Here is a 25,647-nt window from a genome sequence, read left to right on the forward strand (position 1 = left end):
CAATAAGGTCTGCCTGAAAGAACGCGGCGCCTTGGTCAGGGCCGCTTCGCGCCCCAGCGCGGGGCAAGCCCGCTCACCACAACAAGCCCACTCACCACAACAACCCTGCTCACCACAACAGGCCCGTTTGCCACAACAGGCCTGCTCACCACCACAGGCCCGCTCGCCACAGAGGACTGCATCCTGAACAACACCAGGCCAGTGGTTATTTCTTTTTCTTCTTGTCGTGCTTGTCGGTTTTCGCGAACGCTTCCTCCAGGGCAAGGTTGAGGGTGCGCAACACCTTGACCCGCGCCCAGCGTTTGTCATTGGCCTCCACCAGCGTCCACGGCGAGACCTCGGTGCTGGTGCGGTCGACCATATCGCCCACGGCGGCGCGGTAGTCGTCCCATTTGTCGCGGTTGCGCCAGTCGTCTTCGGTGATCTTGAAGCGCTTGAAGGGGATTTCCTCGCGGGCCTGGAAGCGTTCCAGTTGGGTCTGCTTGTCGATGGCCAGCCAGAACTTGACCACGATCACACCGGCGTCGCGCAGTTGCTCTTCGAAGTCATTGATCTCGCCATAGGCGCGCATCCAGTCGGCCGTGGTACAGAAGCCCTCGATACGCTCCACCAGCACGCGGCCGTACCACGAGCGGTCGAACACGGTGAACTTGCCCCGTGCCGGGATCTTCTGCCAGAACCGCCACAGGTACGGCTGGGCGCGCTCATCCTCGGTGGGCGCGGCAATCGGCACGATGTGGTACTGGCGCGGGTCGAGCGCGGCCGCCACTCGACGGATCGCCCCGCCCTTGCCCGCCGCGTCGTTACCTTCGAAGACCGTCACCAGCGCGTGCTTGCGCATACGTTTGTCGCGCATCAGGCCGGAGAAGCGCGCCTGCTCGGTAATCAGCTGCTCTTCGTAATCGTCCTTGTCCAGGCTCAAGGTCATGTCGAGGCTGTTGAGCAGGCTCATCTGGTCGACGGCCGAGGGCAAGGGTGCCGGGTTCATGCCGCTGGCCTTGCCCTTGGGCAGCTTCAGGGCGTTCTGCAGGCCTTCGAGCAGGATCTTGCCCACGGTGAGGCTGCGGTAGTTGGCGTCGACGCCTTCAATCACATGCCAGGGCGCATAATCGCGGCTGGTACGGCGCAGGATGCGCTCACCGAAATGCACGAACTTGTCGTAGGTCTCGGACTGTTGCCAGTCCAGCGGGCTGATGCGCCAACTGTGCAACGGGTCGTCGGCCAGGGCCTTGAGCCGTGCCTTCATTTGCTTCTTGGACAGGTGGAACCAGAACTTGAAGATCAGCGCGCCTTCATCGCAGAGCATCTTCTCCAGGCGCTCGGCGCCGGCGATGGCCTGGTCGAGCCGCGCATCCTTGATCTCGCCGTGCACCCGGCTTTGCAGCATCTGGCTGTACCAGTTGCCGAAAAAGATGCCCATGCGGCCTTTGGCAGGCAGTTGGCGCCAGTAGCGCCAGGCCGGGGGGCGGGCCAGTTCTTCGTCGGTCTGCTGGTCGAAGGTGCGCACCTCGATCAGGCGCGGGTCCATCCATTCATTCAGCAGTTTGACCGTCTCACCTTTACCGGCGCCTTCGATGCCGTTGATCAGGATGATCACCGGGAAGCGCTTTTGCTGTTGCAACTCGTACTGCACCTCCAGCAAAGCCTCGCGCAGGGCGGGCACTTCGGCCTCAAAGGTGTCTTTGTCGATGGCGTGACCGATTTCGGCAGATTCGAACATGGGCGGCTCCGTTCCAGAAGTGAGCAAGACTAGCGGATTGGGCAACAACGCGCGGGAGGAAATTCCACCTGGGCTTGCCGTGGGTCAATTCAAAGCCTGTTGATCGGCTAGAATGGCCGCCTTGCCTTTACCGAGCCGCCCATGAACCCCGTAACCCACGCCCAGCTCGACTGGGATGATCAAGGTCGCCCGCACTCGCGGGTGTTCGACGATGTGTATTTCTCCGACCAATCGGGCCTGGAAGAAACCCGCTATGTGTTCCTGCAACAGAACCGCTTGCAGGAGCGCTTTGCCGCACTGCCGGCGGGCGGGCGGTTGGTGATTGGCGAAACCGGCTTCGGTACCGGCCTGAATTTCCTCTGTGCCTGGCAGTTGTTCGAGCAACACGCCGTGGCCGGTGCGCGCCTGCATTTTGTCAGCGTGGAAAAGTACCCCCTGAGCCAAGCCGACCTGCAACGCGCCCTCGCCCTCTGGCCCGAGCTCGCGCCGTTCGCCGAGCAATTGCTGGCGCACTATATCGCCATCCACCAAGGCTTCCAGCGCCTGGTGCTGGACAACGGCCGCGTCACCCTCACGCTGCTGATCGGCGATGCCCTGGAACAGTTGCCGCAACTGGATGCGCAGATCGACGCGTGGTTTCTCGACGGCTTCGCCCCGGCGAAAAACCCCGAGATGTGGAGCGCCGAACTGTTCGCTGAGCTGGCCCGCCTGGCGGCCCCGGGCTCGACCATCAGCACCTTCACCAGCACCGGCTGGGTGCGCCGGCTGATCAACGCCGCCGGCTTCAAGATGAAGCGCACACCGGGCATCGGCCACAAGTGGGAAATCCTGCGCGGGGAGTTTCTCGGCTGGCCGGCCGAGACCCCGGCACCCGCCGCCGCCAAGCCCTGGTTCGCCCGCCCACCCGTACACAACGACGAGCGCCGCGCCCTGGTGATCGGCGGCGGCCTGGCCGGCTGCGCCAGCGCGGCCAGCCTGGCGGCGCGGGGCTGGCAGGTCAGCCTGTTGGAGCGCCATGGCGGTCTCGCCCAGGAGGCCTCCGGCAACCCGCAAGGGGTGCTTTATCTCAAGCTGTCGGCACACGGCACGGCGTTGTCGCAGATGGTCGTCAGCGGGTTCGGGTACACCCGGCGCCTGCTGGAGCACCTGCAACGCGGCGTGGATTGGGACGGCTGCGGCGTGCTGCAACTGGCCTTCAATGCCAAGGAGGCCGAACGCCAGGCGCAACTGGCCCAGGCATTCGCACCGCAGTTATTGCATCTGCTGGACAAGGCTCAAGCCCAGGCTCGCGCCGGGGTGGGCCTGGAACAGGGCGGGTTGTTTTTCCCCGAAGGCGGCTGGGTGCATCCCCCCGCGCTGTGCCAATGGCAGGCGCGCCAGCCAGGTATCGAGGTGCTGGCCCATCATGAGGTGCTGGACCTGCGCAAGGTCGACGACCACTGGCAGGCCTGGGACGGTGATCGCCTGCTGGCCAGCGCCCCCGTGGTGGTGCTGGCCGGGGCGGCTGAGGTCAAACGGTTTGCCGCCGGCGCCGAGTTGCCCCTCAAGCGTATTCGCGGGCAGATCACCCGGCTGCCCCAGACCGCCGCCAGCCAGGCCCTGGCCACGGTGGTGTGTGCCGAGGGCTATGTGGCGCCGGCTCGCCTGGGCGAACACACCCTGGGGGCCAGCTTTGACTTCAACAACGATGACCTCGCCCCTACCGCCGCCGAGCACGCCGGTAACCTTGAGCTGCTGCTAGAGATCTCCCCGGACCTGGCCCAGCGCCTGCACGCCGCCGACCTTGCCGCAGAGACCCTGGAAGGCCGCGCCGCCTTCCGCTGCACCAGCCCGGACTACTTGCCGATTGTCGGGCCGCTGGCCGACAGCCTGGCGTTCGCCCAGGCCTACGACGCGCTGCGCAAAGACGCACGCCAGACGCCACAGGCCGCCTGCCCGTGGCTGGACGGCCTGTACATCAACAGCGGCCACGGCTCCCGGGGCCTGATCACCGCGCCGCTGTCCGGCGAGTTGCTGGCGGCATGGCTGGACAACGAACCGCTGCCCCTGCCCCGCAGCGTGGCCGAGGCCTGTCACCCGAATCGCTTTGCGGTGCGTGGGTTGATTCGCAGCAACGCTGCAAAAACGGCCCCGTAGGCGGCGCTTCAACCCGCCGGCGGCAGTTCGCAGGTGCCCTGCTCCTCGAACCTCAACGCTTCCTGGGTCAGGCGTTTGAGCTCGACGAGCTCGGCACTTTCCCGCGCACTCTGGATCGCGCCCATCTGGGTGTGATAGTCAGCGTCACCCAAGGTTTCCCTTTGCGCCCACACCGCTTCCATGCGATCGCCAAAGGGCTGGGTCAGGGTGTCGAACGAACCGCCATGGGTGCGCCTCAGGTAACTGCTCCAGAATGGCAGCTTCACCATATAGTTCACCAGTTGTGGGGAATGCTCGGCCTCCTTCACCTGCGCTTCGGCAACTTCCAGCATGTGCTCGGTCACCCCAGCCAGGCTGGCGAAGCGCATATGCCGGGGCTGCCCGGGCAAATGAAAGCGCTCCACCAGCCCGGTGCGATAAGCCAGGCTGACCTCCAGCGGATCGAGCATCGGATGCTCGACACTGTGCCGGCTGGCCATGGATTCCAGGCGGTCGAGGCGAAACAAGCCCCTGGCCAACCTGAGCAGCGGCTTGGCCGTGACCCTGCCGCCCTCCACCCGCTGTGAGGCCTCGTGGATTTCAACTAGCACCTCCAGGTCACTGAAGCTCACGGCAGCGGCGTCATCACAGTTCAACGGCGTGGCCGCCCGCTCGAAGACCTCGGCACGCAGTCGGGTATCGGCTGCGGCGGCATCCAGCACGCGCCAGATGCGGCGGTTCATGTCCTCGTGCACGTGGGTGGTGTCGGCGGTACCGCCCAGGCCGGCCAGCAATGTGAACAGGCCATCGGAGCCGGGCTCATCCTTGAGCCCCAGCCAGGTCTCGGCCTTTTCGGCGAAGTGTGCCGCGCGCTCATCGCCCAGCCACAGCTGACGCGCGGTCTGCTCGTTGAGTCGCGCAATGTCATCCTCTACGAAGCCCATGCCCACGCCGATGGTGTCCCGGTAACGGTTCAAGGCTTGACGAGTGCCGGCGTCCAAAGGGTTATGCCGCAAGTTGATGACTTCGGTGTGCTCGCGCGGCGCATTGAACAACCACGCAGGCAAACTGGCGATGTCGTTGTCGCGCAGGTCAAGTTGCTCAAGGTACGGAACGCGGGTAAAGCCAGTAGGCAGGCTGGTCAGCCGGCAGTTGCGCAACACCAGGTTGCGCAACTCGAACATCTTGTTGACGATGGGCGGGTCCACCAGGGGATTGTTGCTCAGGTCGAGCACGGCCAGCCCTTTGAGGTCTGCGAGTTTGGTGCGGGTGTACTCGGTCAGTTGCAGTTGGTTATCGGCCATGTACAGTTGCCTGAGCGACGGCATGTGCTGGAGCACTTCCGGCAGCCGTGTCAGCCGATTGCCGTTCAACTCCAGGCTGCGCAGTCCTTTGAAGTGCTTGAGGAAATACGCAACGTCATCGTTGAGTCCCATGCGTTTCAATGACAATTGCCGGACATGCTCGAACTGCACGTGCGCCGGCAAGGTCGGCAACGCCCCGATGGCCATGCCGTCCAGGGACAGGCTCGGCACCTTCTGATGGAGTTCATCCGGCGCCAGCGACGCATATTGCCAGCAGCGCTCGATGGCCCGTGCGGCCTGGTGGCGAGCCAGGCGGTGGTCTCGCAGCGCGATGTCAGAGTATGGCTGCGCCGGTTTGTCCTTGGCCCACAGCCTCAGCGTCCGTTGCAGTGCGTCATATTGCTGTTCAAGGGCGCGTACGGCCCTGGCCCGGGACAGGTGGTCGCTACCCAAGTCCTGCAGGAAGGTCGACAGGCGCCGGTCATCGAATAACGGGAAGAGTTTGCGTGCCTTGCGTACCAGGCCAGCAGGCTGTGGAGGCAGCGCAGGCGGCGCGCCTTGTACACACGACAAGGGGGGCTCCTCAGGCACTGCACGCTCCGGCCACAAGTAGCGACCGATGCGATTGCGTTCGTCCTGCGCCTTGCCAATCAGTGCATGCCGCAACTGGCTGGCCTTGCCGCTCGCGGTCAGGCGCAGCGCGTCGAGTTGGGCGGCAGACAAACTGTTGAGCAACGCCTCATAGAAACCTTCCGGCCCGCCGGCCAGCGCGCCCAACGCCACACCTTGCCCATCGTGGGCGCGAAACCCCTTGGCCGACTGCACCACGATGCGGCTCATATCAGCATCTGGGTTGCCCACTTGGCCCAGGACTGTGCCCCGCACGCTGTCGCGGCGTACCTGCAAAAACAGATCCTCGGGCCAGCCCGGAACCCGTTGCAGCAACCCGGTGGCCACGCGTCGTGTCGCATCGGTGGCCAGCTCCGGCAAGTACAGGCCGGCCAGGGCGTCGTCTTCCTCCAGCGCTTCCAGGGCTTCCCGGGCCCATTGGCCGACCCGCAGCGGCACACGCCCGGTATGGCGCAAGTGCCAGCGCTCCGCCGTGGAGGCCTGGGTCATGACCTCCCAGGCCACTCGGATCGGCAATTGCGGCAAGCGCTGCTTGAGCTGGCCGTGATCGGTCTGATCGATGAAATCGGCATCCATGCGCAGCCGCTCATAGACCGCCTGATGCGTGGCCTTGAGTGAAGCCGTGAGACGCCGCGCCAGTGCCGCTTGCGCTTCATCGGCGTGGAAGGTACCGCCGAGCAATTGCGCGGTTTCTTCGGGGTCAAGCGCGGCCAGCAAGGTGGGCAGGATCTGCCCGTTCCTGAGTTGTTGCGTGGTGAGGTGGATGCTCAAGTCCTCGTAGTCGAACGGCGCAGTGTCTGGATGGCGCTCAAGCAGGTAGCCCTCGTCGTCGAGCAGTTCGAAAAAACGTCCGCGGGGCCACCCGTCCATCAGTGGCAGGGCCAGCATCTGCACACGGGTGGTAGCCGCATCGAGCGGTGCTTGATGCTCCATTTGCCAGATCAGGTCGCGAACCCCCTGGTTCTGCTTGAACCGCAGCGCACAATCGCGCAGCCGCTCCGGCAGCGGCAGGTTCTGCCTGGCCAGTTGCTGCAAGCGCGGCAAGGTCGAGCCGGTGATAGCGGCGATATCCTTCAAGTGTCCGGCCGGTAAGGCGCTGAGACTGGGGTCCAGCCGCCCCAGGATATAGTCAGGGCTGCGCCATTCATCCGCCTGCTCGAACGAGAACTGCCAGCCGCCCTGGTAGTTGTGGGTCAAGGGCGGCCGATAGGCCGAATCCCGCTGCGGATGCCGGGCTCGCCAGCGCCCGGTGCGGGCGTCAAAGACAATCGAATACAGCGCGCCGTCGACATTCACGTAGGACTGGCCATGGAGTTGGTAGACCCCACGGGGGCTGGCCACTGCGCCGTCAAGCGAGACGGTATGACGATACGGCTCGGTACGACTGCGCCATAAGCGCGCGGACTTGTCGGGCAGCCGTACGGCTTTCATGTTGTCGTAGAATCCAGCTGCCGGAGGCGTGGTTCGCCACAGCCGGCCCACCACTTTCGTACCCGCGGCGAACAATGCCATGGCAGCGAGGTTTTCCGCGATGTTCGTCAGGTGCCTGAGGGCGCCAAGCTTGTCATGGTGCAGCCAGTCATCCACTCCCTCGAACACCTCGCCAAGCAATTGCCCAATGGCCACGCCGGTCATCAGTTGGCCCACCACCGGCACCACGAACCCGGCGACGTTGAGCACCGTCAAGCCGACATCCAGGTAATCCTGGATACGCTTGCGACGCGCGTCGTCATCGGCTTGGGCATTGGGAACCGCCAATACCCGCGCATCCAGCTGGGTCTTGCCGACGCAGGCATTGAAAAAGAACGTCGACAGCTTGCCCGTTACCGGGAGCGGCGCCACCCGCACGACGATTGCCTCCTGGTCAAAACGCTCGAAAAAACCGAAACGCTCGGACTCGTCCAGGTAACCCTTGAAGAAATCGCGATAAGTGCTGACGTGAAGCTTGAGGGTGAGGTAGAGCTTGAAATGCTCCAGTGATTCATAGCGGTACCACGGCCGCACAGGCTCGTTGGGCATGTACACCACGATCGGGCCGCTGGAGAACCCTTCGGCCGATGCACTGGAAAACACCAATACACCCCACAGGCAGGCACCGTCGATGTTCAGGCCTTGCCAGGTCAGCGGCTGCTGGTTGAACCACAGTTGCCGGATGTCCCTGGCGGGCATATCCGCCTTGACCAGGCCCAGCAGCAACGCACGGGTCGGCGCATCAATATCGCCCTTGGCATGGGCCAGATGCAGGTCGATCTGCATATCCACGCAGCGGGATTGGCCGACCTGCGCCACCGAAGGGTTGAAGTCCTGGTCGGGCGCCACCAGGTTGAACACTTCGCGCACATGGGTCTGATAGGCCTCTCCCAGGTTCAGTTCGCGGCAATAGCCGATAAAGGTCTGGGCGCTGAGGGTTTGCGCAATTCGGCGCCTGGGGCCGATGCGCACCACGGCAGTGGTCGGCGAGCCGCCAGGCTCGGCAGCCGCCTGGGAGAAATTCTGCATGGCCGCTTGCAGCAGGCTGTGCTTCTCCAGGGTGACGGTCTCGACCACCTGGCCACCCAGGTCCTGGCTGACACCGCTGAACGAGCGCCGGGGGATTTCCAGGGTGTCGTTTTCGATGTCCAGGCCCCCATGTCCCTTGCCGTCCAGGAATGCCTTGAGCCGTTCGGCACAGAATTTATCCAACGGTTGCAGACGGTTCAGCAATCGGTGCAGGGTTTCACGGGGACGCTCGCTGTCGGCATACGCCTGCTCGATGGCCTGCAGTACGTGGGAATCGGCCTTGACCAACCAGGCCGGCAGCGTGTCATGCAAGACCTGCGCTTTATCCAGGTCGCCGGTGATATCCAGCAGCGCCGCCATCAATTGGTCACCGGCCACAGGCGCGAGCGCCTGGGTCAAATCAGTGGTTTGCGTCATTCGCAATGTTCCTTTATCGCGTTGAACAATGACGCCAGACGATAAGCGCTGCGATCGCATAAAAGGGTTCAAATAGCTGCAGGTTCAGCCCGTGTAAGCGTCGATTTTTTGCATCTCACCTCGACTTAATTACCGCCCCTTTCACCCACGCCGCACAGGCTGCAGGGGTGTTCCGAATGGGAGGCGGCGGTTTGCCATATAACTTATTGATCTAAAACTCCGCGTATAGCCTCGGGTCAGTCCCTAGGTACCCGCCGTTTCGGCGCGTGCATTTCTATCCCTCCCCAACGGAAAAACCGGTAAGGAACCTATGTGCGGATTAGCTGGCGAGTTACGTTTCGATCACCAACCTGCGGACCTCGCAGCGGTGGAGCGAATCACCCATCATTTGGCCCCACGCGGCCCTGACGCGTGGGGCTTCCATGCCCAAGGGCCGATTGCCCTGGGCCATCGACGCCTGAAAATCATGGACCTGTCGGACGGCTCCGCCCAACCGATGGTCGACGCCCAACTGGGCCTGTCCCTGGCATTCAATGGCGCGATCTACAACTTCCCGGAATTGCGCCAGGAGCTTGAAGCCCTGGGTTACGCCTTCTATTCCGGCGGCGACACCGAAGTGCTGCTCAAGGGTTACCACGCCTGGGGCGAAGCGCTGCTGCCCAAGCTCAACGGCATGTTTGCCTTTGCCATCTGGGAGCGCGACGCCCAGCGCCTGTTCATCGCCCGTGACCGTCTCGGCGTGAAGCCGTTGTACCTGTCGCGCACCGGCCAACGCCTGCGCTTTGCCTCGGCCTTGCCGGCGCTGCTCAAGGGCGGTGATATCAACCCGATCCTCGACCCGGTGGCGCTCAATCACTACTTGAATTTCCATGCCGTCGTGCCCGCTCCGCGCACCCTGCTGGCGGGCATTGAAAAACTGCCGCCGGCCTCCTGGATGCGCATCGATGCCGAAGGCAACACCGAGCAGAAAACCTGGTGGACCCTGCCCTACGGTCCCCATGAGGACGAGCGCAATCTCACCCTTGAAGACTGGACCGACCGCGTGCTCGACAGCACCCGCGAAGCCGTGGCCATCCGCCAACGGGCCGCGGTGGATGTCGGCGTACTGCTTTCCGGCGGTGTCGACTCGAGCATGCTCGTCGGCCTGCTGCGTGAAGTGGGCGTACAGGACCTGTCGACCTTCTCCATCGGTTTTGAAGACGCCGGCGGCGAGCGCGGCGACGAGTTCCAGTATTCGGACCTGATCGCCAAGCACTACGGCACCCGTCACCATCAACTGCGCATTGCCGAAAGCGAGATCATCGAACAACTGCCGGCGGCGTTCCGCGCCATGAGCGAGCCGATGGTCAGCCATGACTGCGTCGCCTTCTACCTGCTGTCGCGGGAAGTGGCCAAGCATTGCAAGGTGGTGCAGAGCGGCCAGGGCGCCGATGAGTTGTTCGCCGGTTACCACTGGTACCCACAGGTGGATGGCGCCAGCGACCCGTATGCCGCCTACCGCGAAGCATTCTTCGACCGCAGCTACGACGACTACGCCGCCACCGTCGCGCCCAAATGGCTGACCGCCAACGACGCTGCCGGTGACTTCGTACGCGAACATTTTGCGATGCCCGGCGCGGACGCCGCCGTGGACAAGGCCCTGCGCCTGGACAGCACGGTGATGCTGGTGGATGACCCGGTCAAACGCGTCGACAACATGACCATGGCCTGGGGCCTGGAAGCGCGCACGCCGTTCCTCGACTACCGCCTGGTGGAACTGTCGGCCCGCGTGCCGGGCAAATTCAAATTGCCCGACGGTGGCAAGCAAGTGTTGAAAGAAGCGGCACGCCGGGTCATCCCGAGCGAAGTCATCGACCGCAAGAAAGGCTACTTCCCCGTGCCGGGCCTCAAGCATTTGCAGGGCGACACCCTGAATTGGGTGCGCGAACTGCTGCTGGACCCAAGCCAGGATCGCGGCCTGTTCAACCCGGCCATGCTCGACCGCCTGCTCACTGACCCGCAGGGTCAATTGACCCCGTTGCGCGGCTCGAAGCTGTGGCAACTGGCCGCGCTGAACCTGTGGCTCAGCGAACAAGGAATCTGATTGATGAAACCCCATGCAGCGGCTTACAGCCAACGCTTGTTGAAGGGCCAGGCGCCGACCTACGAGCGCCTGCAAGCGCGCCTGGCCGAAGATGGCAGCCCATTGGCCGCCGAGCCGATTGCGGTGCATTGCGGCTGGGGCCGGCTACTGATCGGCCATACCTTTCCGGACCCGGCCAGCCTGGCCCAGGAACTGCTCAACGAACAGCCCGGCGAGCGCGATATCGCGCTGTATGTGGCCGCGCCCCAGCAGATCCTCGGCATAGATCCGCAGCAGTTGTTCCTCGACCCATCCGACACCCTGCGCCTGTGGTTCAGCGACTATCGCCCGTCCACCCGTGTGTTTCGCGGCTTTCGGATTCGCCGGGTGCAGAGCGAGGCCGACTGGCTGGCGGTCAACCAGTTGTATCAAGGCCGCGGCATGTTGCCGGTCGACGCCGAACGCCTGACACCGCGCCATGAAGGCGGCCCGGTGTACTGGCTGGCCGAGGACGAAGACAGTGGCGCGGTGATCGGCAGCGTGATGGGCCTCAATCATCAGAAAGCCTTCCACGACCCGGAAAACGGCTGCAGCCTGTGGTGCCTGGCGGTCGACCCGCTGTGCACACGCCCCGGCGTGGGCGAAGTACTGGTGCGCCACTTGGTGGAGCACTTTATGAGCCGTGGCCTGAGCTATCTCGACCTGTCGGTGCTGCACGATAATCGCCAGGCCAAGAACCTCTACGCCAAGCTCGGCTTCCGTGCGCTGACCACCTTTGCGATCAAGCGCAAGAACGGTATCAACCAGCCGCTGTTCCTCGGCCCCGGCCCCCAGGCGGGGTTCAACCCGTATGCGCGGATCATTGTCGAAGAGGCCCATCGACGCGGCATCGATGTGCAGGTGGATGACGCCGATGCCGGTTTGTTCACCCTCAGCCATGGTGGCCGCCGCGTGCGCTGCCGCGAGTCGCTGAGCGACCTGACCAGCGCGATCAGCATGACCCTGTGCCAGGACAAGAGCCTGACCCACAAGGTGTTGAAAGCGGCGGGCTTGAAACTGCCTGCGCAGCAACTGGCAGGCAGCGCCGATGACAACCTGGAGTTCCTCGACGAACACCAGCGCGTCGTGGTCAAGCCCCTGGATGGCGAGCAAGGCCAGGGCGTGGCGGTGGATCTGCAGAGCATCGAAGAGGTGCAGCAGGCAATCGAAGCCGCGCGCCAGTTCGACAGCCGCGTGTTGCTGGAGAGCTTCCACCAAGGCCTGGACCTGCGCATCCTGGTGATCGGCTTCGAGGTGGTCGCCGCTGCGATCCGCCGCCCTGCCGAAGTGACCGGTGACGGCCAGCATTCCATCGGTGCGCTGATCGAGGCCCAGAGCCGACGGCGGCAGGCGGCCACCGACGGCGAAAGCAAAATCCCCGTGGATGCAGAAACCGAACGCACCCTGCACGCCGCCGGCTACGACTACAGCAGCATCCTGCCTCGGGGCCAGACCCTGGCCGTGCGCCGCACCGCCAACCTGCACACCGGCGGCTGCCTGGAGGACGTCACCGCGATCCTCCATCCCACCCTAGTGGACGCCGCCGTGCGCGCCGCCCGCGCCCTGGACATTCCCATGGTGGGCCTGGACCTGATGGTGGCTGCGGCCGATCAACCCGAGTACGTCTTTATCGAAGCCAACGAACGGGCCGGCCTGGCCAACCATGAACCGCAGCCGACGGCGGAGAAGTTTGTGGACCTGCTATTCCCCCATAGCCAGCCGACCGCTCAATAACCCTGTGGTGAGCGGGCTTGCCACAACAAGCCCCTTGGCCACAACAGCCCCACTGGCCAAAGAATTTCACTTATTTCATCAGGAGTCTTCATGAGCCGAACCATCCCCGAACCGGATCTCAACTACCTGCAAAAAGTCCTGCTGGAAATGCTCGCCATTCCCAGCCCCACCGGGTTTACCGACACCATCGTGCGCTACGTCGCCGAGCGCCTGGAAGAACTCGGTATCCCGTTTGAAATGACCCGGCGCGGCACGATTCGCGCCACCCTTAAGGGCCAGAAAAACAGCCCCGACCGCGCGGTGTCCGCGCACCTGGACACCATTGGCGCCGCCGTGCGCGCGATCAAGGACAATGGCCGCCTGACCCTCGCCCCGGTAGGCTGCTGGTCAAGCCGCTTTGCCGAAGGCAGCCGCGTCAGCCTGTTTACCGACAACGGCGTGATCCGTGGCAGCGTGTTGCCGTTGATGGCCTCCGGGCACGCGTTCAATACCGCCGTGGATGAAATGCCGGTGAGCTGGGACCATGTGGAATTGCGCCTGGATGCCTACTGCGCCACCCGCGCCGATTGCGATTCCCTGGGGATCGGCATCGGCGACTACGTGGCGTTCGACCCGTTGCCCGAGTTCACCGAGAGCGGGCATATCAGTGCCCGTCACCTGGACGACAAAGCCGGCGTCGCCGCGCTGTTGGCTGCGCTCAAGGCCATCGTCGACAGCGGCGAACCGTTGCTGATCGACTGCCACCCGCTGTTCACCATCACCGAAGAAACCGGCAGCGGCGCCGCGGCGGCCCTGCCCTGGGATGTGAGTGAATTTGTCGGTATCGATATCGCCCCGGTCGCCCCCGGCCAGCACTCCAGCGAGCATGCGGTCAGTGTGGCGATGCAGGACTCCGGCGGGCCGTATGACTATCACCTCTCCCGCCACCTGCTGCGCCTGGCCTCGGATAACGACTTGCCCGTGCGCCGCGACCTGTTCCGCTATTACTTCAGCGATGCCCACTCGGCGGTGACTGCCGGTCACGATATCCGCACCGCCCTGCTCGCGTTCGGTTGCGACGCGACCCATGGCTATGAGCGCACCCATATCGACAGCCTGGCTGCGCTGAGTCGGCTGTTGGGCGCGTATATCCTCAGCCCGCCGGTGTTCGCCAGTGATGCGCAACCGGCCCAGGGCTCACTGGACCGGTTCAGCCATCAGATCGAGCACGAAACGCAGATGGAGAGCGACACGCGTGTGCCATCGGTGGACAGCCTGGTCGGCCAGAAGTCCTGACACTGGCAACTGCGGTCCCGGCGCAGTAGGATCGCCGGGATCCATCATCTGAGGCTTGTATGCTGATTCCCTACGACGCACTTGAAGTCGACACCCTGACCCGCCTTATCGAAGACTTCGTGACCCGCGACGGCACCGACAATGGCGACGACACGCCCCTGGAAACCCGCGTGCTGCGGGTGCGCCAGGCGCTGACCAAGGGCCAGGCGCTGATCGTGTTCGACCCGGACAGCGAGCAGTGCCAGTTGATGCTCAAGCACGATGTGCCCAAGCATCTGTTCGACTGACTCAGGGGTTGGTGGTGGGCTGGGATTGGGAGACTTGACGCTTGAGGATCTTTTGGTACACCTCGGCGCGATGGACATGCACCCCGACGGGCGCAACAACACCAAATTTCACCTGATTACCGTTCAGCTCGAGAATGCGCACGGTGATGTCATCACCGATGGCGATGATTTCGCCTACGGCGCGGCTTAAGACCAGCATGGCGGTTGTCCTTATTGAATGACAGGACCCCGACCATGCGCGCTGGGTGTGGGCACAGCAATGCCTCGCGGCAAAATCAGGCAACACCTACATATGCAGGTAAATTGCCTGACAGACTACTGCCTGATCAGCCCTTAACAGCCTGTGCCTTGGCGCGCATCCTGTCGGCCATGGTGGTCATTTCGTCATAGAGCAACTGCGGGTTCTTCTGCTTCAAGGCCCAGGCCATCCGCCCCTGCTCATGGGGCAGGATCATGAACTCGCCCTGCGCCACACGCTGGTAGATGTAGTCGGCAATGTCCGCCGCCGAGATCGGCGAACTCTCCAACAACTTGCCTACCTGCGCCTTCATCGCCGGTGTGGGCCCACGGAACGAGTCCAACAGGTTGGTCTGGAAGAACGACGGGCACACCACGTGCACGCCGACTTCCTGCTGCTTGAGCTCCACCAGCAAACTCTCCGACAGCGCCACCACACCGGCCTTGGCCACGTTGTAGTTGCTCATGGCCGGCCCCTGCATCAAAGCCGCCATCGAGGCGATGTTGATGATGCGGCCCTTGCTCTTTTCCAGCAGCGGCAGGAACGCCTTGCAGCCCTTGACCACGCCCATCAGGTTGATTGCGATCTGCCAGTCCCAGTCCTCCAGCGACAGCTCGGCAAAGAAGCCGCCCGAGGCTACGCCGGCGTTGTTGACGATCACATCGATGCCGCCCAGCTTCACTTCGCAGGCCTGGGCAAACGCCGTGAGCTGGCTGTAGTCGCGCACGTCGCAGCGCTGGATAAAGCCATCGCCACCGGCTTCACGCACGCGCTTCAGGGTGTCCTGCAAGCCTGGCTCGCTGACGTCCGACAAGGCCAACTGCCAACCCTCACGGGCCCAGCGCAGAGCGATTTCACGACCCAGGCCGGACCCGGCGCCAGTGATCATCATGCGATTTTGCATAGGAAGTAGCCTTGTGGTTCACAGAAGAAGTGACCGGCAGTGTAGCGAAGGTTTTTCCTGCACCCACGCACCATCAGATTGATGAATGCCCCAGGCAAACCGTGGGCCGGGTCGGATGCCTGCCGTCCGCCTAAGTTCAATGTTTTTCAACTAATAAGTGCTGGATGAGCGCGAATTAAAAGAAATAAGCAACTGATCGAAATGCTTTAAAAAAACATGGAATTTTCTGCGAAGCACCAGAGTCGGAGTAGTTAAGGCGTCTGTAATTAACTCTGCAGGCCTATCGTTAAACAACCGGTCTTTGCAGAAAGACAATAAGGAAAAAAACCATGAGCCTCATTCTGATCATTATCTTGATCCTCCTGCTGGTCGGCGGCCTGCCGGTATTCCCGCACTCGCGTAATTGGGGTTATGGCCCGTCGGGTATCCTCGGTGTGGTGCTGGTGGTGCTGCTGGTCCTGTTGTTGCTGGGCCGGATATAACCGCCCCGCGGTAATAACGAAGCAAAAAAAAGAGGCCTTGAAAAAGGCCTCTTTTTTATTGCCGGTTAATTAGTCCGGCTTACCGTTTACAACGCCTGCGGTGTTATCCAGCAAACTCTTGGTCGCGGTTTGCAGGAACGCTTCGAGTTTCTGCTTGAGTGCAGCCTCGTCCGGCGATTCGGCAATCACCTTACCGCTCGGGTTGGCGCCCAGTTCGTATTGCCACAGCTTCGGTGGCATTTCCTTGGGCAGTACCAGAATGCGGTCTGCGGTGACCAAGGCCACGGTCTGGTCGCTGCCCGATGGCTTGATCACGCCAAAGCCCTTGTCGCCTTCCGGCAGGTTCAGCAGGTCGCGGCCCCAGCATTGGTGCAGGGTGTCGCCACCCAGGCGGCCCATGATGGTCGGCACGATGTCGATCTGGGTGCCCACGGTGTGGTCACGCTCGCCGAACTTCTCCTGCACGCCCGGTGCAATCATCAGCATGGGTACGTTGAAGCGACCCAGGTCCATCTCGGTGATCTGCTGTTCGTTGCCGAAGCCGTGGTCGCCCACGATCACGAACAGGGTTTCCTTGAAGTACGGCTCCTTGCGGGCCTTTTCAAAGAACTGGCCCAGGGCCCAGTCGGAGTAACGCATGGCCGTCAAATGCTCGTTGAGGCTGCCACGGTCGGTGACTTTCTCCACCGGCAATGGCGTCGGCAACGCGTACGGCGTGTGGTTGGACAGGGTTTGCAGGAGTGCGTAGAACGGCTTGCCGCCTTCGCGGGCCTTCAACTCTTCCAGGCCACGGTTGAACATGTCCTGGTCGGACACGCCCCACGTCGGGTCGGAGAACACCGGGTCGACGAAGTCGTTGCGACCGATGAAGTTGGTCATGCCCTGGTTGCTGAAGAAACCCGACTGGTTGTCCCAGGCGAAGTCGCCGTTATAGACATACACGTCGTTGAAATCACGGGCGCTGAGCAACTGCGGCAGGCCCGATAGCTTGTGGCTGCCTTCCGGGGTCTGCATCAGGTATTCAAAGCCTGGCAGGTTCGGGAAGCAGGCCATGGTGGCGAACATACCCTGGTGGGTATGGGTGCCGTTGGAGAAGAAACGGTCGAACAGCAGGCCTTCCTTGGAGAGTTTGTCGAAGTACGGCGTGATATTGCCGGGACGACCCAAGGCGCCGACCGAGTGACCGGCGAAGCTTTCCATCAGGATCACGACTACGTTCTTGATCGGCAGGGTCTTCTCGGCCGGCGGCGTGTAGTCGCGGCGCACGGCGGCGATGTCGGTATCGACCAGTTTTTCCTGTGGCAGCACCAGCATGTCACGCACGGTCTGGGTGGCCAGCGGCTGGTCCAGGGTCGCCTTCCAGACGTTGGAGCGGTCTTCACCGAACCGGGCCTTGGCCGCCGCGATCAGCGACAAGGTGCCATTGAGGCCCAACTGGTTGGCGAAGTTCGAATCGGTGGTGTACACATCGCCCCAACGCAGCGGCGGGCCCTGGCGCAGGGTGCCACGGGCGGCAACCACGGCGATCAGCAGGCACACGACGAACACCGCGATGCGGCTGTACCACGGCGCCACCTGGCGCGTGCCGATGCTGCCACCACTGAACGGGCCACGTGGGCGCGTCGCGCGGTCGGCGCCTTTGAACGCGATGCTCAGGATCAGCGTGCCCACGGCCCAGGCCAGCAGGTAGCGCACCACCGGGAAACCGTACCAGAGCATGCTCATCACGGTTTTCGGGTCTTCCTTCACATACTGGAAGACCAGGCCGTTGAGGCGCTGGTGGAACTCGCGGTAGAAGTCCATCTCCATCAAGCCCAGGAACAGGGCGATGCTGGACGCAAGGGTCAGCCAGAAGCGGAATAACCCACGCGCAGCCATGGCCCGTACGCTGAACAGTGCCAGCAGCAGCGGGATCAGCAGGTAGACCACCAGGCGGATGTCAAAACGCAGGCCGTTGGCGAACGCTTCAAGGAAGGTCGAGGCCGGCGTGTCGAGGATCATCTCGCGGTTGTAGACCAGCAGCGCCAGGCGCAGCAGGGAGAACATCACCATCATGACCAGTGCGCAGAGCAGCGTGTACGCCAGATGGGATTTGACGGTCGGTTGCAGCAGGCGATTAGAAGCTCGCTGCTGACTCAGGGCGTCCGGGTTTGCCATGTCGTTTCAGGACCCATTGGAAGTTTAAGTGACGAAGTAGTGCAGTGGCGCGAATGGTGCCCGATCAACGGCATCAAGGCTATTAATTACTGAACGAGCACCGCTGCGCCGCCTTTAAAAGCACCTGAGGCAGGGCCTTGGCAGGGAGATAGAGCCGGCGGATTGTCTTGGATAAGATGTGAAAATTGTGTGCAGCGAATATTTCGATACACAAAATGCAGCGAAGAAACGAGCAAGTAACGTAGCAGCAGCCGAGCCTTGGCGAGGCTGCGTGTGCGGTGTGTCTGATATACCGCTGACGCAGCCTCGCCAAGGCTCGGCAGCTGCTACAAGGAGGGAGCGAGGGTCAGATCCGCACGTTGCCGCGCGGCCCGGCGATAGCCCAGATGATCAGGCCCAGTACCGGCAGCAGCAGGATCAACAGGATCCACAACACCTTGGCCCCGGTGCTTGCGCCGCTTTTGAACACATTGATGATCGCCCAGATATCCAGCGCCAGGATGATCAGCCCGATCAGACCGTTGAAAGTGGAACCCATGGTGTCGCTCCTAAGTGAGGGCATGCCCTTGTAGGATAGCCAGCCCTGGCCGGGGTTCCGTTTTATTTCAGACGTGCACGGCAACCTTCAGCGCTTCCAGGGACGGCTCGGCCTGGATGCCGACTTCGGCACACAACGCCAGCACGCGCGGCAGGTCATTGCCGAACACCAGCACCGCCTGGATCTCGTCGTCCAGCAACTGGCTGAAGTTGAGCAGCACATAACCGCCGTCTTCCGGGCTCAGGGCGCTCATCTGGATCTGGATACGGTTCAGGGCGGTGAGGCCGTCAGTCTTGGCCAGTTGCTTGGGTTTGAGGTTGAACGCCACACCCGGGCCGAACGACGCGACGATCTGCGCAAACAGGTCGCCATAGGTATCGGCCTGGAACAGCACGGTATCCGGCAGGCTGCCGACCACCACCCACTCCCCCAGCGGGATCGGAAAGCTGTCGTCGTAGTTGATATCCGGGTTGTCCGCCAGGAAGGCCGCCGGGTCGGCGTAGGCCTGGGCGGCCTCTTCGGCGATGCGCGCCACCTCATCCTCGCCCATGACCCCGGCGCTGATTTTGCTGATAAGTTCGACGAGGGCGGTTTTCATGGGGTGATCCTGTAGCGGGCTGGTTTTTGAGGGCGCACAGCCTACACCAGTTTCTCCAGCTGCGCCGCCGTGTCCTTCGCCCCCATGGTCTGCGCCGCCGCCAGCGCAGTCGCGCCCTGGGCATCGGTGGCCCTGGGGTTGGCGCCTTGGCTGAGCAGGTAGTCGAGCATCTCGACGCGGTTGAACATGGCGGCCATCATCAGCGCGGTACGCCCGTCGGACGAGGCGGCCTCGATCGGCGTGCCCCCTTCAATCAGCGCCTTGACCACCGGCAAGTGGCCCTTGAACGCCGCGCCGGCGATGGGCAGCTGGTTCTTGTCATTGGCGATCAGCGGGTCGGCCTTGAACTCCAGCAGCACTTTTACCGCTTCGGCATGGCCGTGGTAGGCAGACAGCATCAGCAAGGTATCGCCGTTGTGGTTGCGAAAGTTGGCCGGCAAGCCTTTGGCCAGGAGCGCGGCGAGCATGGCGGCGTCGCCTTTGCGGGCGACGTCGAAGACCTGCTCGGCAAATTCGGCGGCTTCGTCTTCAGTCATTTGTTTGGCTTGGTCTGACATGTGGGGGCTCCTTGTCTGGTGCTTTATAGGCCGCCAGTGTCGCGAGGGAGTTCCCCACTGTCATGCCCTTTTTAGCAAAAGCGGCCATAGACAGAATCAATAGCGGAACTGGCCGCCCTGGATCTGCGCCAACAGTTGCCCGGTGACCGGCACATAGCAGTCCGACCCCGGCAACCAGGCATACACCGGGTCATTACCGGCCTTGTCCGGATCAAAGGCTTCTTCCTTGAGCTTGACCTTCTGGTACTTGAAGGTACCGGTGGTTTCCATCTTGACCTTGATCCGCAGGAAGAGCGGCACCGCATAGTGGGGCAACTGGCCGTGGGCGAATTGCAGCAGCTCGCGCATGTCCAGCGAGGCCAGGGATTCACTCGGGGTGATGGCGACCATGCCCGCGCGGCCATTGGTGTTTTCGATCTCGACGCCATAGGCCACTACTTCGGCGATCTGCGGGTGTTGCAGCAGGACGTTCTCGACCTCGGTGGTGGACACGTTTTCACCTTTCCAGCGATAGGTATCCCCCAGGCGATCCACAAATTGCGCATGGCCAAAGCCGATGCTGCGCAACAAATCGCCGGTATTGAAGTAGCGGTCACCTTTTTCAAACACGTCGGTGAGTACCACCCTGCGATTCTTTTCCGGGTCGGTGTAGCCGTCGAAGGGCGATTTTTCATCGATCCTGGCCAGTAACAGGCCCTGACCGCCCGTGGGGACTTTACGCATAAAACCGTCGCTGCCACGCAGCGGCTCGCCGCTGTCATGGGCGTAGTCCACCAGCGCCCAGTGCTGGAGACAGAAACCGATGGTGTTGTCGAAATTCAGCACATTGGTAAAACCGATATTGCCGTCACTGGCCGCGTACAGCTCGCAGATATGCTCCACGCCATAGCGTGCCTTGAACTGCGCCCACACACCGGGGCGCAAGCCATTGCCAACCATCTTGGTCACGCGGTTATCTAGGTCGTGTTCGCCGGGTGGCTGGTCGAGCAGGTAACGACACAACTCACCGACGTAGCCGAGGGTGGTCGCCTTGAATCGGCGCGCATCGTCCCAGAACTGGCTGGCGCTGAACTTGCGGCGAATGGCGAAGCCCGATGCCCCGACAATCGCCGAGCCCCAGCACACACATAGCCCGGTGGCGTGGTACAGCGGCAAGGTGCAATACAGGACATCGTCCGGGCCCATGTCCAGCGCGATGCTGCCGAAGCTGACGGCGGTCTTGGTCCAGCGGCCGTGTTTCATGATGCCGGCCTTGGGCAGGCCGGTGGTGCCGGAGGTGTAGATATAGAAGCAAGGGTCGTTGAAGAAGATCTGCGCAGTGCTGGCCGGGTTGTCCACTGGGCACTCGGCGCTCGCAGCCAACAGGTCGATATAACCCTGCGGCACCAGGCTGGATGGCTGATCGGCGACGAACCAGGTTCGATCAGCCGCGATGGCCACCTGATCGCGCACCGCGTCATAGGGGGCCACCAGTTCCGCGCCGACAATAATGGCTGCCGGGCTCACCAGGGTCAGGCTGTGCACCAGCGCCGCCTGGGTTTGCGCGGTATTGAGCATCGCGCAGATGCCACCCAGCTTGGCCACGGCCAGCACGTTCAAGAGCAATTCGGGGCGGTTTTCGATAAACAGCGCCACCACGTCGCCCTTGCCGATACCCTCGGCTTGCAGGTGATGGGCAATACGGTTGGCGCGCTGGTTGGCGTCGGTGTAGCTGAGCACACGGTCGCCGTACAGCAATGCGTTGCCGTCGGGGTTGCGCAGGGTGGCTTGCTCAAAGTGCCAGCCCAGCCCGCAAGGCTGCGCGGGGTCGGTGACATTGGCGGCACGCATGCCGCGCACTACACGCGGAAGAGCGCGAACGATGGCCGGCACCTTACTCAGCAGCTTGCCCCAGGTGATCATGTCGTTGTGCAGGTGGCTCATGGAGGAACGTCCTTTTTCTTATTCTTCGTCTGATCCCGAAGCACCGACACCTCCGTAAGCGGAAAGCCGAATGCATTGCAGGAAAATACGTCAGCCGTTCTTCGGCTGTACACGCGGGATTTGAAAAGTTTTGTATCCCGTCGGGTGGGTGCTCAAAAAAGGAATTTAGCTGCCCGCGAGTAGTCTTTATCCGTACAGGGGCGCCAACCTCATCCTATCGAGTAACGCAAAATGCAGGATGCATGATGGCCATTCATGCAAATTGCACGAAAGCGAAAATCTACTTTATTTTCAAGCCATTGATTTATAAGTATATTTTTTAAATCATAAGCTGGCACAATCACTGCACCTATCACTCCATGCTTGCCAACTTGAGCCAACGGAGCTGATAGACATGAGCCTGATCCAAGATAAATTCGCTTCAGTATTCTCCAACTACGACGTCACCACCCAGCCACGTCCCGACGGCGGCATTCTGTTGACCCTGCGCAACAGTGACGGCAAGCAGGTCAAGCGTTCGATCTCTTACCAGCAGTTGCACACCGCCGATCAATTGACCTGGGTGATCAGCGCGATTCGTCGCGACCTGGCCGAACAAGCCAGTGAACTGCCGCAAATTTCGATGTTGCAAAGCCAGAACCGCTTTGCCCTGCCGACCTACCATTCGGCGTAAATACCGCAGTCATAACAAGGCCGCGACGCTCTTGAGCGTCGCGGCCTTTTTGTTTGACGATGACTCCAGGCCGGCACTTCGCTGGACTGCGTCTAAGCCCGATACAGCGGGTTTATCAATCACTTAGGCGAGCTCAACATAGGCCGCTGCCGTCTCGTCCTATAGAGTCGGCACAGGGATACCGCCGTTCAAGGCTGGAATCTTTGAAAACACCTCAGCCATAAAATCCATGAACACGATAGCCCGCGTGGGGAGCAGTCTATTGGCGACATAAACCATCTGCACGGGGACAGGGGGAGCCCCATGGTTGGTGAGAATGAACTGTAATCTCCCGCTGTTCAGCCCGCCCTCAAACAGCCACGCAGGTCCATGCGCCACACCCAGGCCCGCCACGACCGCCGCACTCACAGCGTCGGGCGAGTTGACCCTGAGCCTGCCGGTAATCGGAATCTCCGCGTCCCGGAATCGCCAGGTCGCCCCGGACGACAGTAAGGTGTAGATGATGCAATCGTGGTCGCGTAGATCCTCCGGGGTCTGCGGAACGCCGCGTTTAGCCAAGTAGTCCGTGCTGGCGACGAAGACCCGGTCGTACCACCCAAGAGGCCGGGCGCGCAAGGTGCTGTCCTCCAGCTGTCCTATGCGAATGGCGAGTTCGGTGCCTTCATTGACCAGGTCTACGTATCGATCGTTGAGTTGGAGATCCAAGATCAATTGAGGGTAGCGCTCCAGAAAGGCCGGCACATGCGGCAGCACAAACGCGTGTGCGAGAGCTGTCGGACAGGCTACGCGCAAGAGTCCCGATGGATCGACGTTGTTTCTGAAGGACGATTCGGATTCATCCACCGCATCCAGGATGCGCCGGATGTCCGCATAGTAGCGTTCGCCCTCCGGCGTCAACGACAGCTTGCGCGTAGACCGGTGGAGCAAACGCGTCTGCAAATGATCCTCCAGAGCCGCTACATAGCGGCTTACATTCGGTTGCCCCAGCCCTAGATCCCGCCCCGCCGCCGAAAAGCTCCCGGTTTCTACAGCACGCGCGAAGCATGTCATCAACAGAAATCGGTCCACTTCTCCACCTCAATTCATGCTCAATTTGCATGAATTATATGCGAATAAGCAGTCTTATATAGCATGGGGCATGAGCGCATATTCTCCCTGTCGACCGCGGTGGTCGTCATTCACCGGAGAATTCAAATGTCGCGCTTGCAAGGTAAACGTACGCTCATTACTGGCGGCACCAGTGGCATCGGGCTGGAAACGGCAAAGCAGTTCCTGGCCGAGGGTGCTCGCGTGATCGTAACGGGTGTCAACCCCGATTCGATTGCAAAGGCCCAGGCCGAATTGGGCCCGGAAGTGCCGGTGCTGCGCGCCGACTCGGCCAGCGTTGCGGCACAAAAGGAACTGGCACAAGTCATCAAGGAACACTACGGCCAACTCGACGTTGCCTTCCTCAATGCCGGCGTATCCGTCTGGCAGCCCATTGAGGAATGGACGGAAGATATGTTCGACCGCTCTTTCGACATCAACGTCAAAGGGCCGTACTTCCTGATGCAGGCGCTGTTGCCGGTCTTCGCCAATCCTGCTTCGGTCGTGTTGACGACTTCCGTAAGCGCCCATGCAGGCGCAGATCGCTCGTCCGTGTATGCCGCAACGAAGGCCGCATTACTGAACATGTCGAAGACGCTCTCGACCGAATTGCTGGGCCGTGGCATCCGTGTCAACGCAGTGAGCCCTGGCCCCGTCGAGACTCCGCTTTACGACAAGCTGGGTATTCCGGAAGCTTATCGCGCGCAGCTTAACAAAGAGATCGCGGCAACCATTCCGCTTGGGCGCTTCGGTACCTCCGACGAGGTGGCCAAGGCAGTACTGTATCTGGCATCCGACGAGTCGCGCTGGACGGTCGGCTCTGAAATCGTCCTTGACGGCGGCCGCCTGCTGAATGGCTAAGTGCGCAGCTCAAGAATTACGTGAATGCCACATCGCCCGGGCTGAGTTAATCAGGTGCTGAGCGCCGGCCCCAGCACTTAGGGACGAACCAGTCCAATCCAGACTGCGCACACAGCGGTACGCGGGAAACCTCTGCCGCTGTTTGCGCTTGATAAACCATCCAGGGTCACTAAAAGCAATGAACGCTCTTACGCTGATAAGCCACCCACTATGCCCATTCGTACAGCGCGCCGCGATTGTGCTGCTTGAAAAGGGTATCCAATTCGATCGGATAAATGTCGATTTATCAGCCAAGCCAGACTGGTTCCTGGCAGTTTCGCCAACCGGCAAGGTCCCGGTGCTCAAGGTGCGCCGGGACAATGCAAAAGACGCGATCCTATTCGAAAGCATGGTCATCTGCGAGTACCTCGACGAAACCCAAGGCGGCGCGCCGATGTACCCCGTTGATGCGTTAGCTCGCGCACGGAATCGGGCGTGGATCGAGTTCGCGTCGCAGACGCAAGCTGAAGCCTGGCAGTTTCTCCACGCTCCTGACTCTGCGACCGCAGATGCCAAGCGCACCGCATTTCGCGAACGGCTCGGCAAACTGGAATCAGAAATAGGCGTGGGGCCGTTCTTCAATGGCTCGGCCTTTGGAATGGTCGATGCGGTTTATGCCCCGCTTTTCCGTTACTTCGAGAGTATCGACGCAACTGTCGCACACCAGATTTTCGACGGCCTTCCGCGCATTTCGGCTTGGCGTGAGGCGCTTGAGGCGCGCTCCAGCGTAAGGGATGCCGTTGTCGAAGACTATGCCGCTCGTTTCCAGACGCATCTGCGCCAACAAGGAGCGCTGATCGCTGCCGCTTAGCCGACGCGATCAATCAAAAGACTGACGTCGAGCCCAGCGCCACCAATGCGACGTTAGGCATCGAGCCCGCCGAATGTGAATGGGCGACACGATGATGAGGTCAATTGGGTGCAAGGTCGGGGTTATGGCATTACCGTTATTCCGCGTCAGGTACCGCCTCCGCTACGCCCGTTCATTGACACCCTCCGGAACTGGAGCCGAGTCGGTCGCCGAGGACATTCTGAAGGGGCATCCACGTAAGCACGACTTCGTTATGGCTGGACGATGACGCTTCAAACCGATTGCTTCGGTGGCCGAAAGCTGGGGTCAGCATAAACCTTGGCGTGCCGCCTCATTCATCGCCTGCACTCGGTTGGTCACGCCAAATTTGCCGTAGATATTGCGCAGGTGGAATTTCACCGTGGCTTCGGAGGTGGCGCGAATCTGGCTGATTTCCCAGACGGTCTTGCCTTCGGAGGCCCAACGCAGGATTTCCAGTTCCGTAGGGGTCAGCGGTTTTCCGGACAAACTCAAACGCCTCCTGGCGGCGTTGGGCACCGAATGTGGCGCTGGAGACAGTTCCCTTGGGCCTATCATTAGTTTCACTCCCTTTTATTGGCTATCGCCCTATCACCTTCGGATTCCTCCTATTGACAGGTGATATAAACGTTGATGCCGCAAAGAGTTACATAACCAATGACACTAAGGCGCAGGCCCCG

At 61.9% G+C, this 25,647-nt stretch carries 20 protein-coding genes; 9 read left to right on the plus strand and 11 right to left on the minus strand.

The annotated features are described in order from the left end of the window. Positions 1-205: 205 nt before the first annotated feature. Entirely contained in the window at positions 206-1,720 is a 1,515-nt protein-coding gene (gene pap, locus BM416_RS05460; protein ID WP_092486332.1) for a polyphosphate:AMP phosphotransferase, read from the minus strand. A 141-nt stretch (positions 1,721-1,861) separates the two neighbouring features. On the opposite strand from pap, the gene mnmC reads away from it, so the two are divergent. Next, positions 1,862-3,856 carry a bifunctional tRNA (5-methylaminomethyl-2-thiouridine)(34)-methyltransferase MnmC2/FAD-dependent 5-carboxymethylaminomethyl-2-thiouridine(34) oxidoreductase MnmC1 gene (gene mnmC / locus BM416_RS05465; protein WP_092486335.1) on the plus strand — a complete coding sequence of 665 codons (1,995 nt, stop codon included), beginning with the start codon at positions 1,862-1,864 and terminating at the stop codon, positions 3,854-3,856. Between the two features lie 8 nt (positions 3,857-3,864). Here the strand turns inward: mnmC and BM416_RS05470 are convergent, their stop codons facing one another. Then, positions 3,865-8,685 carry an NEL-type E3 ubiquitin ligase domain-containing protein gene (locus tag BM416_RS05470; protein WP_092486337.1) on the minus strand — a complete coding sequence of 1,607 codons (4,821 nt, stop codon included), beginning with the start codon at positions 8,683-8,685 and terminating at the stop codon, positions 3,865-3,867. 310 nt (positions 8,686-8,995) lie between these two features. On the opposite strand from BM416_RS05470, the gene BM416_RS05475 reads away from it, so the two are divergent. The 4 genes from BM416_RS05475 to BM416_RS05490 all read left to right on the plus strand — a co-directional run bounded on the left by BM416_RS05475 (position 8,996) and on the right by BM416_RS05490 (position 14,082). After that, entirely contained in the window at positions 8,996-10,768 is a 1,773-nt protein-coding gene (locus BM416_RS05475; protein ID WP_092486340.1) for an N-acetylglutaminylglutamine amidotransferase, read from the plus strand. Positions 10,769-10,771: 3 nt separating this feature from the next. Continuing rightward, positions 10,772-12,520: an N-acetylglutaminylglutamine synthetase gene (ngg, locus tag BM416_RS05480; protein ID WP_092486343.1), complete on the plus strand. Its 1,749-nt coding sequence runs from the start codon at positions 10,772-10,774 to the stop codon at positions 12,518-12,520. Positions 12,521-12,610: 90 nt separating this feature from the next. Further along, positions 12,611-13,795 (plus strand): osmoprotectant NAGGN system M42 family peptidase, encoded by a 1,185-nt coding sequence (locus BM416_RS05485; protein WP_027603950.1) that lies wholly within the window; start codon positions 12,611-12,613, stop codon positions 13,793-13,795. A 59-nt stretch (positions 13,796-13,854) separates the two neighbouring features. After that, positions 13,855-14,082: a YheU family protein gene (locus tag BM416_RS05490; RefSeq protein ID WP_003236706.1), complete on the plus strand. Its 228-nt coding sequence runs from the start codon at positions 13,855-13,857 to the stop codon at positions 14,080-14,082. 1 nt (position 14,083) lies between these two features. Here BM416_RS05490 and csrA read toward each other — a convergent pair whose 3' ends face one another. Both csrA and BM416_RS05500 read right to left on the minus strand, forming a co-directional pair. After that, complete coding sequence (csrA, locus tag BM416_RS05495) at positions 14,084-14,281, minus strand: carbon storage regulator CsrA (protein ID WP_092486346.1); 198 nt, start codon at positions 14,279-14,281, stop codon at positions 14,084-14,086. A gap of 127 nt (positions 14,282-14,408) precedes the next feature. Beyond that, positions 14,409-15,224, minus strand: a complete 816-nt coding sequence (locus BM416_RS05500; RefSeq protein WP_027603948.1) for an SDR family oxidoreductase — start codon at positions 15,222-15,224, stop codon at positions 14,409-14,411. A gap of 329 nt (positions 15,225-15,553) precedes the next feature. Between BM416_RS05500 and BM416_RS05505 the strand changes: the two genes are divergently transcribed. Next, positions 15,554-15,706 (plus strand): DUF3309 family protein, encoded by a 153-nt coding sequence (locus tag BM416_RS05505; protein ID WP_015885095.1) that lies wholly within the window; start codon positions 15,554-15,556, stop codon positions 15,704-15,706. A gap of 69 nt (positions 15,707-15,775) precedes the next feature. On the opposite strand, the gene BM416_RS05510 is transcribed toward BM416_RS05505, so the two are convergent. The 5 genes from BM416_RS05510 to BM416_RS05530 all read right to left on the minus strand — a co-directional run bounded on the left by BM416_RS05510 (position 15,776) and on the right by BM416_RS05530 (position 21,479). Then, the gene (locus BM416_RS05510) at positions 15,776-17,863 is read right to left on the minus strand and encodes an LTA synthase family protein (protein WP_092486349.1); all 2,088 of its coding nucleotides are present in this window, start codon (positions 17,861-17,863) and stop codon (positions 15,776-15,778) included. A gap of 346 nt (positions 17,864-18,209) precedes the next feature. Continuing rightward, on the minus strand, positions 18,210-18,401 hold the full coding sequence (locus tag BM416_RS05515; RefSeq protein WP_003172956.1) for a PLDc N-terminal domain-containing protein: 192 nt from the start codon (positions 18,399-18,401) through the stop codon (positions 18,210-18,212). A gap of 67 nt (positions 18,402-18,468) precedes the next feature. Then, positions 18,469-18,999, minus strand: a complete 531-nt coding sequence (locus BM416_RS05520) for a hypothetical protein (RefSeq protein ID WP_092486351.1) — start codon at positions 18,997-18,999, stop codon at positions 18,469-18,471. Between the two features lie 41 nt (positions 19,000-19,040). Beyond that, positions 19,041-19,556 carry an ankyrin repeat domain-containing protein gene (locus BM416_RS05525; protein ID WP_065940496.1) on the minus strand — a complete coding sequence of 172 codons (516 nt, stop codon included), beginning with the start codon at positions 19,554-19,556 and terminating at the stop codon, positions 19,041-19,043. A gap of 96 nt (positions 19,557-19,652) precedes the next feature. Next, positions 19,653-21,479: a long-chain-acyl-CoA synthetase gene (locus BM416_RS05530; protein WP_092486354.1), complete on the minus strand. Its 1,827-nt coding sequence runs from the start codon at positions 21,477-21,479 to the stop codon at positions 19,653-19,655. Between the two features lie 394 nt (positions 21,480-21,873). Here BM416_RS05530 and BM416_RS05535 point away from each other — a divergent pair, with 394 nt between their 5' ends. Then, complete coding sequence (locus BM416_RS05535; protein WP_027603943.1) at positions 21,874-22,152, plus strand: DUF3509 domain-containing protein; 279 nt, start codon at positions 21,874-21,876, stop codon at positions 22,150-22,152. A 159-nt stretch (positions 22,153-22,311) separates the two neighbouring features. Here the strand turns inward: BM416_RS05535 and BM416_RS05540 are convergent, their stop codons facing one another. Further along, a complete protein-coding gene (locus BM416_RS05540; protein ID WP_092486357.1) occupies positions 22,312-23,220 on the minus strand; it encodes a LysR family transcriptional regulator in 909 nt (302 codons plus the stop codon). Positions 23,221-23,346: 126 nt separating this feature from the next. Between BM416_RS05540 and BM416_RS05545 the strand changes: the two genes are divergently transcribed. Together BM416_RS05545 and BM416_RS05550 are read left to right on the plus strand one after the other, a co-directional pair. Then, complete coding sequence (locus BM416_RS05545) at positions 23,347-24,099, plus strand: SDR family oxidoreductase (protein WP_092486360.1); 753 nt, start codon at positions 23,347-23,349, stop codon at positions 24,097-24,099. Positions 24,100-24,277: 178 nt separating this feature from the next. Continuing rightward, a complete protein-coding gene (locus BM416_RS05550) occupies positions 24,278-24,949 on the plus strand; it encodes a glutathione S-transferase family protein (RefSeq protein WP_092486363.1) in 672 nt (223 codons plus the stop codon). A gap of 306 nt (positions 24,950-25,255) precedes the next feature. Here BM416_RS05550 and BM416_RS05555 read toward each other — a convergent pair whose 3' ends face one another. Next, positions 25,256-25,525, minus strand: coding sequence for a response regulator transcription factor (locus tag BM416_RS05555; RefSeq protein WP_092486366.1), 270 nt, complete (start codon positions 25,523-25,525; stop codon positions 25,256-25,258). Between the last annotated feature and the right edge of the window lie 122 nt (positions 25,526-25,647).

This window comes from Pseudomonas sp. NFACC42-2, assembly GCF_900116055.1.
Lineage (GTDB): Bacteria > Pseudomonadota > Gammaproteobacteria > Pseudomonadales > Pseudomonadaceae > Aquipseudomonas > Aquipseudomonas marginalis.

What these genes read in the sequence shown, in the direction of transcription:
- pap (WP_092486332.1), bottom strand. Translation starts at nt 1,720, where the DNA reads ATGTTCGAATCTGCCGAAATCGGTCACGCCATCGACAAAGACACCTTT.
- BM416_RS05530 (WP_092486354.1), bottom strand. Translation starts at nt 21,479, where the DNA reads ATGAGCCACCTGCACAACGACATGATCACCTGGGGCAAGCTGCTGAGT.
- csrA (WP_092486346.1), bottom strand. Translation starts at nt 14,281, where the DNA reads ATGCTGGTCTTAAGCCGCGCCGTAGGCGAAATCATCGCCATCGGTGAT.
- BM416_RS05535 (WP_027603943.1), top strand. Translation starts at nt 21,874, where the DNA reads ATGAGCCTGATCCAAGATAAATTCGCTTCAGTATTCTCCAACTACGAC.
- BM416_RS05545 (WP_092486360.1), top strand. Translation starts at nt 23,347, where the DNA reads ATGTCGCGCTTGCAAGGTAAACGTACGCTCATTACTGGCGGCACCAGT.
- BM416_RS05520 (WP_092486351.1), bottom strand. Translation starts at nt 18,999, where the DNA reads ATGAAAACCGCCCTCGTCGAACTTATCAGCAAAATCAGCGCCGGGGTC.
- BM416_RS05485 (WP_027603950.1), top strand. Translation starts at nt 12,611, where the DNA reads ATGAGCCGAACCATCCCCGAACCGGATCTCAACTACCTGCAAAAAGTC.
- mnmC (WP_092486335.1), top strand. Translation starts at nt 1,862, where the DNA reads ATGAACCCCGTAACCCACGCCCAGCTCGACTGGGATGATCAAGGTCGC.
- BM416_RS05475 (WP_092486340.1), top strand. Translation starts at nt 8,996, where the DNA reads ATGTGCGGATTAGCTGGCGAGTTACGTTTCGATCACCAACCTGCGGAC.
- BM416_RS05490 (WP_003236706.1), top strand. Translation starts at nt 13,855, where the DNA reads ATGCTGATTCCCTACGACGCACTTGAAGTCGACACCCTGACCCGCCTT.
- BM416_RS05470 (WP_092486337.1), bottom strand. Translation starts at nt 8,685, where the DNA reads ATGACGCAAACCACTGATTTGACCCAGGCGCTCGCGCCTGTGGCCGGT.
- BM416_RS05555 (WP_092486366.1), bottom strand. Translation starts at nt 25,525, where the DNA reads ATGATAGGCCCAAGGGAACTGTCTCCAGCGCCACATTCGGTGCCCAAC.
- BM416_RS05525 (WP_065940496.1), bottom strand. Translation starts at nt 19,556, where the DNA reads ATGTCAGACCAAGCCAAACAAATGACTGAAGACGAAGCCGCCGAATTT.
- BM416_RS05510 (WP_092486349.1), bottom strand. Translation starts at nt 17,863, where the DNA reads ATGGCAAACCCGGACGCCCTGAGTCAGCAGCGAGCTTCTAATCGCCTG.
- BM416_RS05505 (WP_015885095.1), top strand. Translation starts at nt 15,554, where the DNA reads ATGAGCCTCATTCTGATCATTATCTTGATCCTCCTGCTGGTCGGCGGC.
- ngg (WP_092486343.1), top strand. Translation starts at nt 10,772, where the DNA reads ATGAAACCCCATGCAGCGGCTTACAGCCAACGCTTGTTGAAGGGCCAG.
- BM416_RS05550 (WP_092486363.1), top strand. Translation starts at nt 24,278, where the DNA reads ATGAACGCTCTTACGCTGATAAGCCACCCACTATGCCCATTCGTACAG.
- BM416_RS05500 (WP_027603948.1), bottom strand. Translation starts at nt 15,224, where the DNA reads ATGCAAAATCGCATGATGATCACTGGCGCCGGGTCCGGCCTGGGTCGT.
- BM416_RS05515 (WP_003172956.1), bottom strand. Translation starts at nt 18,401, where the DNA reads ATGGGTTCCACTTTCAACGGTCTGATCGGGCTGATCATCCTGGCGCTG.